The organism is Pseudonocardia sp. CA-142604, assembly GCF_050948475.1.
Lineage (GTDB): Bacteria > Actinomycetota > Actinomycetes > Mycobacteriales > Pseudonocardiaceae > Pseudonocardia > Pseudonocardia alaniniphila.
This window is the reverse complement of the sequence record NZ_CP192045.1, coordinates 3,192,154-3,204,836: the sequence shown is the minus strand read 5'-3', so window position 1 is coordinate 3,204,836 and position 12,683 is coordinate 3,192,154. Positions and strand designations below refer to the sequence as shown.

Genomic DNA, 12,683 nt, shown 5'->3' with positions numbered 1-12,683 from the left:
GCCACCGGCGTTCGTCGTCAGCGGGCTATGTGCAGGATGGTACAGCGCCATTTTGGCCATAGGGGGCGATCAGGCCGCCGTATACCCAACCTCGCGCCTGGTCACTTGGGTCAGATTCGAAGCGTTGCTGGCTCGGGGCTGTGTTCTTCCACCGGATCTGGAACCATTTCGGGCCAACGTCGTTTATCGGATCCACTGGCGTGTACTTTGACGTCGCTTGACAGTCAACCCAAATGACGCTGCGGTTCTTGACGAACCCAAGGCGGTCAGCGTCAAGCTCATTCGTCGACCGAACGAAAAGTCCATCGACATCAGTGTCGACAACAACAAAGGGCCACGGTCCAGGGCCAATTGGATCTTCGACGGCAGTCTGCGCGAGCTTCTGTTTCAGCTCGACGTCTGTAGCGGAGGAGGCTGCTATCTGCGCGATGCCACCGCTGATCTCTACTATGTTGATACCTGATAGGATATTCTGAGTTCCACCCTGGTTCTGATTCTGAGTATTGCCGGTCCCCGATTGGTTACCTTCGAGCGAGTCGCCCCCCGCGCCGTTGCAGGAAACTACTCCAAAGATGATCGCTACTATAACGCCAGTGCATGTGACAGCAAGCGTCCACTTATTGATTATGACGGACTTGATTGTGGCGGTCATTGAGCTCTGTTCGAGATCGGTTTGGTTGCTCGTGTCACCGCCCTCTGCGGCTCCTTCGCTCTGCTGAGCGGCGGGACTCTGTCTTATACTGGAAGTGGAGTCGCCGTCATTGGGAGGGGGTGAGGATTCAGACAAGACTCTGCCTCTCTAGCTCAAGGGTTAACGAAGCTAGCCGCCCGGGTAGGGTTCCCCTCTCCTTCAGGGGGTGTCAATGCCCGCCGTGCTTCCCGTTCGGCCTGGCCCGAGGTATTCGACGCATACCACAAGGGGCCAAAGATGGGTATGTAGGTGTTCGGCGCTGACGAAGGAAGGGGTGAAGCTGAGCGGGTGAGAACCAAGCAAACATGCAAGCTATGTGGATCTTCTTTCGCGGGGTTCTCTGGTTCAAGTCCACAGGACAGCGGCCGAGGCGACGTTGCTCGACGGGCAGCCCTGATGCCGGCGGGCCAGCGAGGTGACGAGTTTCATCAGAACGATCTAACCGGCGAGCGGTACATCCAGCGATCCCCCAGCCCGTGATTCAAGACTGACCCAGGGTTCGTCCGAACCGGTCTACCCGTTACAGCGAGAGCGGGACGCGCTCGACCGTCTGGACGGACACGTTCGCGCGCCACCTCAGGTCGCTCGGCGATCCCGGTAGTACGCGAAGCGACTGCCATGGTCATGGAGCGCTCCCTCCTCAGCCTTCTGGACGACTGCTACCAGACAGGGCGTCGGGCGCAGGCTTAGCGGAGTGGGCCGTGGTCGGCATGGTCGCTGCGTACACGGCGCCGCGGTCGGGCCGGTTGGTGCCTCCTCGTGTTGCGGCACAGATGCGCGCATCGGGCCCTGAGACCGCGCGTGCGGCCCGATCCGAGCAGGCTTGTGAGGGGCCCGAGGGGGTCGGCGGCCCCGACGCCCATGGGAGCTCGCATGGTTCTCTGATCGCCGACCAGCCGACCCATGTGCCGCCATAGCCGCCCCCTGCGCCCACGTGCCGCCACCAACACTGCCGAGGTTTCACAGCAGCGCTGGCACGCCTCCGACCCTCCGGAGTACCGGCCCACGGAGGGCCCACAGACAGCTGCTCAGGGCCGGTAGGAGCCGAACACAGCCGGACCGCAGCAGAACGGCCCCTGTCCTGCGTTTCCGCAGTTCAGGGGCCGTACCGCCTGGGTGTGGCAGGTGAAGGATTCGAACCTTCGTAGGCTAAGCCGACGGATTTACAGTGCGCTGTCATATCGGCTCTGACCTGCGGTGGAATGCTGCTCCACCTGTTTGCGTCCGTGCATAGTCCGCGCGGGTAGTTCTTGCCCCTCGCACGCCGGGTCCTGGTGGGGATCTCCTCGCGGCGCGGGCTCGTCCCTGCCAGGCCGAGGGGTGGGGTGCAAGGTACTCAGTCCAGCCTTGCACCCCACCCCTCGGCCTGGCTGCCGTCTCGGCGCGCCGTGAGGAGATCACCACCCCGCCGCACTCCCCCGATCTCCGAAGCGGCGACGGGTTCGGGCAGAGCCCGCGTGCTTTGTCGGTCCGCTGCGCCAGACTGCTGATCGTGGATCAGCGCGCCCGTTTCCTCGACCTCGTCCAGCGAAACCTGATGAACGCAGCGATCCTCGACCGCGGCCCGGCCCTCGGTGTCCCGGACTGGTGGCTGACCGCCGGGGCGGTGTTCCAGACCGTGTGGAACGTCCTGGACGGCCGTGACCCCGGCGCCGGGATCGCCGACTACGACTTCTTCTACTACGACGCCTCGGACCTGTCCTACGAGGCCGAGGACGCGGTGATCCGCAAGGCCGCCGCCCTGTTCGCTGACCTCGGCGTGACAGTGGAGGTCCGCAACGAAGCGCGCGTGCACCTCTGGTACGAGGCGCGCTTCGGTGTCCAGGGCGTGCGGTTCACCAGCTCGGCGGATGCCATCGACCACTTCGCGTCGACCACCTGCTGCTTCGGCGTGTCTCGGACGCCCATAGGTGAGCTGGTCGACTATGCGCCTCACGGGTACGCGGACCTGTTTGCGATGCGGGTGCGCCCGAATCCGCTGTTGGCACCGCGGGCGGTCTATGAGGCGAAGGCTCGGCGGTGGCAGCGGGAATGGCCGGGTCTGGTCGTGGATCCCTGGCCCGACTCCGCGGGAGTGGCCGAGTAGCCGGACGCGCCGGCCCCGACCGGGCCGGAGGTAGAGGGAGTGGGTCGGCGGGGCCGGCGTAGCCGGCCACGCGCGCCGCCGGAGGCGGCGCCCTTGATCCAATACAGGCAGATTCGGCAGTGCCCTGCGCTGACACCTGCGCTGACACCTGCGCTGACGCATGTCCGGTCCCGGCTGATGCTTGACACCTGCGCTGACGTCAACGACTACCGATGTGCCTGCACGATGCCGCCGAACACTTTCTTGTGAACGCGGTTCCACGGTGCCGGTCAGGGTCATCCAAGACGCTTCTCGCCGGTCGACGTGCTAAGACGTGTCGCGCTGAGGCGGCCGTGTTATGGCCCGTGATGCCTTCCTGCTGCCTCGACGTGGCCTCTACTTGTCCGGCGCTCGCTGGGTTATGAGTCAGGCGCCGGACGTTTTTGCTGTACTTCACCGCTGTACGCCTACCCCTTGACCCCAGGCCGGACCTCGCCGCCTACAGCTGTTCAGGGCATTCCACGACCAGCGCTGACCCATACGCCATGATCCGCCTGCCCCTTCGTGCGCCTGGAGCAGGCTGCTATCAAGCCACGCTGTCAGCTGGCGAGTAGATAGGCCCGCCGGCCGTACGCCCGAGCTGCAGCACACCCACAAGCTGGCTGGTTCGTTCCGGCTGCCCCGGTCGTCTCCGGTTTCCCATGGACAGGCCTCCTACCCGCGCCTTCGCCGCAGCCCGGCTCTCCGCCACCTGCCGTCACCAGGGGCGGTCTGTGGATGCTTGAGGTGGGTGGAGGGTGGCAGCACCCCCAGGCAGCAGCGTCACTCTGGGCCAGCTAACCAATACGATGCTCTTGCGGGCCTCGCGGTGTACTTTCTTCGGGAGCGGAACAGCAAGCAGGCCCGCCGACTGTCGCTTACAGCTAGGGACGGGAGCTTTCGACACCATTGAACGCTGTGGATCGACTTGCGGGCGAGCGTGCCGAACTCGCCCGGACACTTGCAGGAATTGATTCCATTCAGAGCGCCCTTGACTTTCAGGTCGCGCTGGCCAATAGCATTCGAGCGGCCGAATCCTTACCGGAACGCGACGAAGCGAAGTTTCATAACAACATACTAAGGAGGATGGGAGACGCATTTGCAACCCAGCTTCTAGGGGCGCATACCGTCCGCGAATTTGCGCGTGATCGCGGAAGGCCACCGCATCTAACAGGTCAAGGCGCTGACTTCGAGTTTGTTCTCGACACGGCCAGCAGCATCGCGACAGCCGGAGCCGTCCCGATTATTGCCGACTTAACAACGCTCTTATCTGTTGGCGATATCATCGCAATGCGATCAGATTTACTCCTACTAATCGAGTGCAAGAATCGAGTACCACCGAAACCTCACACTCCTCGAGGCCGCCTCTGGAGACAGATGCGGCGGCGCGACAACGCGACTACCTATCTTCGTGATGATCAGGTTGTCGAAGAGGGCGGTACTCGACGCATCGCAATCGATGCCGACATGTTGGAGCCGCGGAATGACCTACTCATCCGCGAGTGCATACTTGCGTCTGAGCTATCTGACACCGGACTAGCGTGTCGCCAAATGACTGACAATGACTTCATTGTCGCGATTTGGAATCACGACTGGAACCAGGGTGCAGCCATGGCCAGCCTGTCTAACGCCATGCATGAGATGAGGGGCGACACATGGCGTTATCCGCTGATCGGTGGAGGCTCAGAATTCATGCGATCCAGTTCGCCATGGCACCTCAACCCTTTCTCACTTGACATTGACATCAAGTACCAGATTGCCCTAGCGGAGGGCGATCTGATGTTGTGGCGATTCGCAGACATCTCGCCCATCGTAGGGCCCGTACCAGACTGCTGCAACGCGGCAATTCGGTGCGACGTCACTCCCGACGGCGCGCTTCAGTTGAAACTGACGATTGACAATGACGACCACAGCATTTCGCACCGTTTTCTAGATGAGATTGGTCTTGGCTTCATGCCAGTTCGCGCGATCCGAGACGCTATCCATCAGCTCTGTGGATCAATGGTTAGAGATGTGGAGGCAGTCACGACCCAACCCGATACAGAGCCAGTGCACGAAAGGTCCGAGTCGAGGACAACAAGCGCCGGACCAAGCGCTGTACGTGGACGGCCAATAGTGAGTGCCATCGCCTACAAGAGCCCCGCGGGCGACAATCGATCTCCGGTCCTAGTAGTTGATCTCGAACAGCTCATGCGTCTAGGTTATCAGGTTCCCGTTGACGAGCTCAGGTCTCTGTACGAACAACTCGACAACTCGCGCGACTGGGCTATTCCGTTGACTCTCGCATTTACCGCCGACCAGTCTCGGTTCGACCTGAGCAATCGTCAAGACCTGTGGATGAAGATCTTTTAGGCTGCTTCGGGTTGATGGGTTTCGTCGGGTCGTTCGACGAGCTTGCCGTTGACGAACACCGCGCCGGCGCGGACGAGCGCGACGAGGTGCGGGGCGTTGACCGCTCGCCAGCGGTCCTGGGCGGCCTCGATGAGCTTGAACGCCATCGCGAGCCCGGCCGCGCGTGAGCCGGGACCGCGAGTGATCTTCGTGCGGTGCCGCACGGTCGCGAAGGTCGACTCGATGGGGTTCGTGGTTCGCAGGTGGATCCAGTGCTCGGCCGGGTAGTCGTAGAACGCCAACAGCACCTCGAGGTCATCAGTGATCTTCGCGACCGCCTTGCCGAACTTCGCGCCGTAGACGGCCTTGAACGACGTGACGGCGTCGAGGGCGTGCTGCTTGTCCTCGGCGTTCCAAATCTCGGCGAGGGCCTTCTTCGCCCCGGGATGCGCGCTCTTGGGCAGCGCACCCAGAACGTTGCCGATCTTGTGGAACCAGCAGCGCTGCTCCCGCGTGGTCGGGAACACCTCGCGCAGCGCGCCCCAGAACCCGAGCGCGCCGTCGCCCATCGCGAGGACCGGGGCGTGCATACCGCGCCGTGCGCAGTCGCGCAGCAGATCCGCCCAGGACTCCATAGATTCCCGGTAGCCGTCGGTCAGCGCGACGAGCTCCTTCCGCCCGTCCGCGCGAACGCCGATCATCACGAGCAAGCACAGCTTGTGCTCCTCGAGGCGGATGTTGACGTGGATCCCGTCAACCCACAGATAGACGTAGTCCACACCCGACAGATCCCGGGTGGCGAACGCGCGCTGCTCGGCCTTCCATGTCTCGGTCAACTTCGTGATCACCGGCGCCGACAGGCCGGCCGAGGAGCCGAGGAACTGCCCCAGGGCGGGCACGAAGTCTCCGCTGGACAGGCCGTGCAGGTAGAGCAGCGGCAGCACCTCGGTGACCTTCGGGGTCTTGCGGCACCAAGCCGGCACGATCGCCGAGGAGAACCGGGCCCGCTCGCCCGTCTCGGGATCGACGCGCCGATCGTTGACTCTAGGCGCGATCACCTCCACCGCCCCGGCGCTGGTCAGGACCTCGCGAGCCTGGTGGGAGCCGTTGCGCACCACCAGCCGGCGCCCGCTGGAATCGCGCTCGCCGATGTGGCGGGCGATGTAGTCGTCGACCTCGGCCTGCAGTGCTTCGGCCAGCATCCTGCGGGCGCCTTCGCGGACGAGCTCGTCGATCAACGACGCACCACCGCACCGGCGGTCGTCATCGGCGTCGGCAGCTCCAGGAACTACGGTGAGCACGGGTCGTACCTTCCCGACCGGCGTTGGCGCGCCGGCCTTGCTTGAGAGCCTCAAGATCACCGGGAGGGTACGACCCACCCTCGTGATCCACAGGTTTCAAGCATTGCTCGTTCGACCTTGGTCCACCGATAGAGCTTGACTGGCCTGAACAGGCACCATCGGGCCTGACTGGCAGCGCGGGATCGCCGTCATGATGATGGACCGGCCTGTTAAGCTTACCGAATACAACGAAGTAGTCCTCGAATCCGGTCGAATCATTCGGGGCAATGGCGGCGAAGAGCTGATTGTCACATTGGAGGACTTTGCCGAGGTTGGCCTCAGCGCACTGGCGCGGCTCTGGTCGAGGAGTCATGAGGTTCGCGCCCCAAAGGGCGAGACTGTCCACCCGGAACTGGACGACGTGACGAACATGCGATACAACGACCTCGAAGAGCTTCTTATCTCACTTGTCTCTCCCGATGAATTTGACCGCAAATGGTCGCCAGCGAGCCACGTTTCCATTGTTTTCACTCCTGCTGGCCGGTTGGCAGTGCGGACACTAAGCACTGTCTCTGGACCAACGTCGCCGGCCGATGTTGCAAGATTAATTCAGCCGCAAGCAGCACTTATCGGCGGTCAGGTCTTACGAGTTGAAGTAATTAGTGGGTCACGCGATTCATCCTGTGACATTCGAATTGAGTTCCCAGCTAGAGGCAAGGTCGTTCGCGACGCTTTCAACTTCGGAAATCGGGTATCTGGGCTCATCTCCGCGCTGGGCGGCGCGAATCTGTCGCCTTTTACGGCATGGGGACTCCTTCAGGGGGGACACGGTGATGCACTTGTCGGCCAAATGGAATCAAGCTGGCTAGATGTGAAATCAGCTGCCTACAACCTGGACAGCCTAAGCGACAAGGTGGAACTCGCACAGGACGTTGCACGCTTCGCAAATGCCGAACAAGGCGGCTTGCTTATTATTGGGATGCGGACCAAACGGGTTAGCAGGGAGGAAATAATATCAGGCCTTACTCGCACGACCATCGACACTCGAACGCCGCGCCGATATCGCGACATCATCGATAAGCGGGTATTTCCTCCAATCGACGATCTACGCGTCGAACTCTTCACGACTGGAAGTGACATAAAACTGATCGGCATGTACGTCCCTCCGCAGCAAGAGGAGAATAAGCCATTCCTTGTACATGGCGCGATCGTTAACGGGCGCTACGAAGGCGGCTTTATCTCCATTGTCCGGCGTCGTGGCGAGGACTCAATCCCGATCTCGGGACCGGCCATACACTCGACCCTTGCGGCAGGTCGCGCCCTGCTTCGCGGTCGCAGCGAGATGTAGGGTGGTCGACCCTCGAACCAAGGTCCACGGCTGGAACGACCCGACCACTGCGACCTTCGCCCATACACGCTATTGGTACGGGGGCAGTCCAGGACCGCTTGTGCGGATCAACCGCGATCACCACCGGACCCGAGCCAGTACCCCGACGCGACACCCGACCTCCCCCAACAACAACCAGCAGGAGCTCGACGTGGCGTAGCCCGACCGCACCGACGCTCGTGGGCCGCCCTTGACGCACGCCCGACCCGACCTTGCGGGGCTCTGCCCACGAGCGTTCGGATGGTAGCCCTCCCGGAGGTCGTCGGGATGGCACGCCCCCATCCAGGAGATCTGCCCGCCTGGCGAGGGCACGCCTGCGCTCAGGTCGCCCCTCCACGACCGCCGTCAACCTCGTCGGCCGGCGCCAACTCGTCGAACAGCCGAATCTGAGGACCCCATTCACCAGAATGGTATGCGATGAAGCGCTTCAACCGACCGACTTCCCACTCGTCAAACTCAGCTTCCGAGGTCCAACCGCAAGAGGCGCACTCGTCGTGCAAATAGGTTCCCCAACTGCCGTCAACCTCGACCAGCTCGCCAGTCTCTTCGACGACTCGATAAGAATCACAGTCAGGACATCTCACCTGTACTCCCTCAGCGTGCCGTGCTAGGAGGAGCTGAAAAGCTCTCATTAGCTGCTGGGTAGCACCGAGCACTAGTTCTGCGTCCGACTCAGTAGCGTCCCAATAGTGCTGCAGCCACACGGCCAGGTCCCATACCCGGTCGGCAAGCGCCTTTACGTAAGCGCGAGGCTTCTTGTTCGCCGTCAGACTGTTTACGTAGAGATCTATCCATCCGGTCGCGTCCGCGACTTTGGGTCGCTCCCCCGTGATTACAACCCAGTCCTCGTTCTGGTATTCGCGAGCCAGCGCCAGCACGACCTCGCGACACCTAATACCTACAGCCTGAAAATCCTCCGACTCCAGGGCCTCGGCCATCGCATTGACAGCACTCGCATACTTTCGCCATGGCTTCGGCAGTGCGTCGATTGGATTCCCGACCACCTCCGGCCGAAATTGCTCATGTAGTATCTGATTGCGCCCCAGATGGTAGGTAAAGACCTGCTCTAGATCGTTGAACTCCTCCTGCGCGTACAGGCACGTCATATTGGTTATCACCCAGAACCTGCGCCCACTGTCCATCCAGACGTCGTACAAATCATGGTCCCCACCCCCCACACGGCGCCGACCGACCTTCTGGACGAGGTTGACAGCATCGCCGGCCGCGTGAGGCTGCGACATGACGTAGCTCCGGATTTCGCGCTCCTCGTGCGAGGACATGGTGGCCACGTCGTGATAATGACAGGGCAACCGACGACAGACCTCGGCAGGCGGCAGCAACCGCCTGGGTACTGTACTGGCATGCCGGAACCGTCGCTCCTCGCCAGCATCCTCGCAGCAGCCGCCCGACGCATGCGCTCAGACTTCGACGACAGCTCACTGATTCACCACAATGCATCAAAGGGGACAGTCCGCGAAGGCGACCTTCTCGAGTTCCTCAAAAAATACCTCCCCGATACAGTACGGGCAGCAGGCTCAAGCGAGATTATTTCTGCCGATGGCCAGGTCAGCGGCCAGACAGACATCGTCATCTACGACCCCTCAGCACCGCCACTGTTCAGTCGGAGCGGCTACCGCATTCTGCCGATCGAGTGTGTTTATGGCGTGATAGAAGTCAAAAGCCGCCTCACCGCCGCCGAGCTGACGAAATCCATCGACTCCATTGCCCGATTGAAGCGCATGCCGAAGACTTCGTACTTCGAGGAGCCGTTCACAAAGATTACACAGATTTACGGCCGCACATACAACGGCTATAGCCCTGTCTTCGGATTTGTCTTCGCCTACGACAGCGGCGACCTCATGACGATGTCAGATGCATTCATTCGTCGGCTCCGACTTCAGCCTTATGATGAGCGGATTGATGCCGTCTGGGTCCTCGGGAAGGGCTCCTACACGTGGACGGACCCGAAATTAATTGTCCCTCATATGCACGCGGCCGAGGGGCTGCACCTAGCCGTTGCGAGGCCAGAGGAAAGCGTCGACGTACTCATGAACATGGTGCTAACAATCAGCACGCTCATGAGCAGGTCGCACATGTCGCCCTTCAACCTGACTCCGTATGCAGCCAACGATCCGCTCTGGGATGGAGCGACTGTCCGCGGTCCAGTTGACTACCAGGCTTTCCCGGCAGGCTAGCGCTCCGACAGTCGACGGCTGGCCGCGTGCGGGAGGGGGACCTGCCGGAGGCCGCACGCCCCGGCCGGCGGGAAGCGGCGCGGCGGCAAGCCGCCACCTTAAACAGGTATCGAGAGTCTGAACACGCACACTGTGGCACTGTGGCGCTCAGGTTCGGGCTCCGTGTCGGGCTCCGTTTGATGGGTGACACGCTGGCTTCAGTTGATGGGTAACGCTCCCGTCCCCGGATCTGCTTTCCGCGACGACTGTCGTGTGGGAGGGGCCGGGCTGATGCTCGTGGAGTTGAGGGTCATGGAGCAGCGTTATCACGCCGTCATGGAGGGCCTGCCCGCTGGCGCCCCCGTGGTCATGGTCGTTATGTGGTCTCCCGCAAGACCGTAGGTAGAGCATCGGCAGCGGCGGACGGGTAGAGCCTGCCGGGCCGCGCTTTGCGGTGGGGCTGAGCCTCGCCGTCGACGAACCAAACCACCGGATGGCGAGTCCCGAGTTCCCCCACCACGAACCGGGTCACGGATGCCGCGAGGACTCGCCAATCCCTCGACCGGTCCTTGGCGTACTCCACCGCTTGGCGCTCGGTGGTGAACAGGATTTCGACGGCCCCGATGTCGTCGGGCCGAGTGGTGTGAACCGAGTAGACGTAGCTGATGCCGGTGCTCGTGCTGCCCATAGGAGTGACCTTACGGGAACCGTAAGGTCCTGTCTCCTGAGACTTTCAGGGTGACCGCCCCGGGAGACGACGATGTCGCCGAGTTGGCACGTCTGCTGTCCCGCGACGTCGAGACGCTGTCCGACGATGAGCTCGTGGGCCTGATCGCCACCTGGGGAGCACTGCGGAAGTCAGCTCCGGAAGGCATCGGGCGTGCGCTCGCTGCGCTGTATCAGCGGAAGCGGCTGAGTTGGCCGCAGATCGGGCGCCTGACCGGGATCCCGCAGATGACCGCCCATGACTGGGCCCGCCCCTACCTTCCCCAGGACGACGAGGAAGCCTGACGCGGCGGTAACCGCCCGAGAGACGGGCGTCCGTCAGCCACGGCCTACGAGCGGGCCAAGCCCTACCTCAAACCGCCGTGGGCCTCGCGGGGCTGCCCGCTCGCCAGGAGCCAACCGCGGACTCGTTATCCCAGACCAGTGCCCGTGGCTTCGCGCCCCAGCCGGTCAGCAAGACCCAATGCCCGGCCAGCAGGTCCTCGCTTTGTCGAGACGGGACCATCCGCGCGGTCGTGATCCGCAGACCCGACACCATCACCAGCACCGGCGGCCGTTCGTGCTCGTCGGCACCGACCGGGACGTCGACCGGCGGGAACCACAGATCGCACTGAGCCAGCTGTCCGGGTCGGTACTCGGTGCGCGAGACCAGGTCCGCAGGCACGAACAACGGCCGCAGCTCAGCGATCCGGTCGAACAACACCGTCCGACCCCGCGTCCAGCCGATCCGCTCCATGATCACCGTCGAGGGCATCGTCGGGAACTCCGACAACAACGCCCGGACCTGCGACTCCACCACGTCCACGATCGAGCCCTTCCGCGGCAGCTGATGCCGCGGCGGCACGTCGCTGACCAGCGCCTTCTTCACCGTGTCTTCGAGATCCCCAGATGCCGCGCGATCGCCCGGATCGGCATCTGCTCGGACCGGTGCAACCGACGGACCTCCGCCAAATCCTCCACCCTCAGCACCTCATGATCGTCAGAGGCGGGTCAACATTCACCCGCAACCAGCGGGTCAGGATTCAGGTTCAGCCGTCGTTGACAACCTCGATGCTCAGACTATCCATCGGCGCGCGCAAAGACCTGACTGACCGGCAGTGGCGGATCCTGCGACCGCTGCTGCCGACGGGAAAACGCCCTGGTCGGCCAGCCACGTGGAGCCGCCGTCAGCTGATCAGCGGCATCCGATGGCGAGTCCGGGTCGGCGCGCCCTGGCGGGATGTCCCCGAGCGCTATGGGCACTGGCAGTCGATCTATCACCTGTTTCGGTGCTGGCAGCGCGAGCAGGCCTGGGCGCGGATCTGGATCGCGCTGCAGGGCTTCGCCGACGCGGCCGGACTATTGACCTGGCAGGTGTCGGTGGACTCCACCATCGACCGGGCCCACCAGCACGCCGCCGGGGCCCGCCACCACCCTGATCAGCAGGTCGAGCCGCCCGGTGACGAACCTGCCGATCACGGGTTGGGCCGCTCTCGCGGCGGGTTCAGCACGAAGATCCATCTAGCGTGTGAGCAGGGTCGTAAGCCGGTCGCGCTGGTGTTCACCGCCGGTCAGCGCGCCGGCAGCCCACAGTTCACTGCGGTGCTGGAGTAGATCCGGGTGCCCCGCCCCGGGGTCGGGCGCCCGCGCAGCCGACCGGAGCGGGTGTTGGCAGACAAGGCGTACTCGTCCCGGGCGAACCGCACCTACCTGCGCCGCCGCGGGATCAGTGCGACCATCCCGGTCAAGGCCGACCAGGCCGCCAACCGCGTCAAGAAGGGCTCACGCGGCGGACAGCCACCAAGGTTCGACCCGGACGCCTACCGAGACCGCCACGCCGTCGAGTGCGGCATCAACCTGCTCAAACAACATCGAGCGGCCGCACCCCGTTTCAAGCTGCAGGTCCGCTACGCCGCCACCCTGCACGTGGCCACGATCGACATCTGGCTCCGCGCCCTGGCCCGCGCCACTTCCTGAACACGGCCTAGCTTGAGTTTTAACGTCTGGGTGG

At 63.1% G+C, this 12,683-nt stretch carries 10 protein-coding genes and 1 pseudogene; 7 read left to right on the top strand and 4 right to left on the bottom strand.

Annotated features, from left to right (window positions below; all coding sequences use genetic code 11):
- Positions 1-217: 217 nt before the first annotated feature.
- The 3 genes from ACQPZQ_RS14755 (at position 218) to ACQPZQ_RS14745 (ending at position 5,147) form a co-directional block, all read left to right on the top strand.
- Positions 218-463: a hypothetical protein gene (locus ACQPZQ_RS14755; RefSeq protein WP_433295959.1), complete on the top strand. Its 246-nt coding sequence runs from the start codon at positions 218-220 to the stop codon at positions 461-463.
- 1,720 nt (positions 464-2,183) lie between these two features.
- Positions 2,184-2,777, top strand: a complete 594-nt coding sequence (locus tag ACQPZQ_RS14750) for a nucleotidyltransferase family protein (RefSeq protein ID WP_433295957.1) — start codon at positions 2,184-2,186, stop codon at positions 2,775-2,777.
- A gap of 936 nt (positions 2,778-3,713) precedes the next feature.
- Complete coding sequence (locus tag ACQPZQ_RS14745; RefSeq protein ID WP_433295955.1) at positions 3,714-5,147, top strand: hypothetical protein; 1,434 nt, start codon at positions 3,714-3,716, stop codon at positions 5,145-5,147.
- Here the strand turns inward: ACQPZQ_RS14745 and ACQPZQ_RS14740 are convergent.
- Positions 5,144-6,427, bottom strand: coding sequence for an IS256 family transposase (locus tag ACQPZQ_RS14740; RefSeq protein WP_433292910.1), 1,284 nt, complete (start codon positions 6,425-6,427; stop codon positions 5,144-5,146). The genes ACQPZQ_RS14745 and ACQPZQ_RS14740 overlap by 4 nt on opposite strands.
- A 190-nt stretch (positions 6,428-6,617) precedes the next feature.
- On the opposite strand from ACQPZQ_RS14740, the gene ACQPZQ_RS14735 reads away from it, so the two are divergent.
- Positions 6,618-7,754 (top strand): AlbA family DNA-binding domain-containing protein, encoded by a 1,137-nt coding sequence (locus ACQPZQ_RS14735; RefSeq protein WP_433295953.1) that lies wholly within the window; start codon positions 6,618-6,620, stop codon positions 7,752-7,754.
- 359 nt (positions 7,755-8,113) lie between these two features.
- Here ACQPZQ_RS14735 and ACQPZQ_RS14730 read toward each other — a convergent pair whose 3' ends face one another.
- Entirely contained in the window at positions 8,114-9,082 is a 969-nt protein-coding gene (locus tag ACQPZQ_RS14730) for a hypothetical protein (protein ID WP_433295951.1), read from the bottom strand.
- 72 nt (positions 9,083-9,154) lie between these two features.
- Between ACQPZQ_RS14730 and ACQPZQ_RS14725 the strand changes: the two genes are divergently transcribed.
- Positions 9,155-9,988, top strand: coding sequence for a DUF6602 domain-containing protein (locus tag ACQPZQ_RS14725; protein ID WP_433295949.1), 834 nt, complete (start codon positions 9,155-9,157; stop codon positions 9,986-9,988).
- A 355-nt stretch (positions 9,989-10,343) separates the two neighbouring features.
- Here the strand turns inward: ACQPZQ_RS14725 and ACQPZQ_RS14720 are convergent, their stop codons facing one another.
- The gene (locus ACQPZQ_RS14720; RefSeq protein ID WP_433295947.1) at positions 10,344-10,655 is read right to left on the bottom strand and encodes a hypothetical protein; all 312 of its coding nucleotides are present in this window, start codon (positions 10,653-10,655) and stop codon (positions 10,344-10,346) included.
- Between the two features lie 50 nt (positions 10,656-10,705).
- On the opposite strand from ACQPZQ_RS14720, the gene ACQPZQ_RS14715 reads away from it, so the two are divergent.
- Positions 10,706-10,978, top strand: coding sequence for a hypothetical protein (locus tag ACQPZQ_RS14715; RefSeq protein ID WP_433295945.1), 273 nt, complete (start codon positions 10,706-10,708; stop codon positions 10,976-10,978).
- Positions 10,979-11,045: 67 nt separating this feature from the next.
- Here the strand turns inward: ACQPZQ_RS14715 and ACQPZQ_RS14710 are convergent, their stop codons facing one another.
- Positions 11,046-11,561 carry a hypothetical protein gene (locus tag ACQPZQ_RS14710; protein ID WP_433295943.1) on the bottom strand — a complete coding sequence of 172 codons (516 nt, stop codon included), beginning with the start codon at positions 11,559-11,561 and terminating at the stop codon, positions 11,046-11,048.
- A 182-nt stretch (positions 11,562-11,743) separates the two neighbouring features.
- Between ACQPZQ_RS14710 and ACQPZQ_RS14705 the strand changes: the two are divergent.
- Positions 11,744-12,649, top strand: a pseudogene (locus ACQPZQ_RS14705) (IS5 family transposase).
- Positions 12,650-12,683 lie beyond the last annotated feature (34 nt).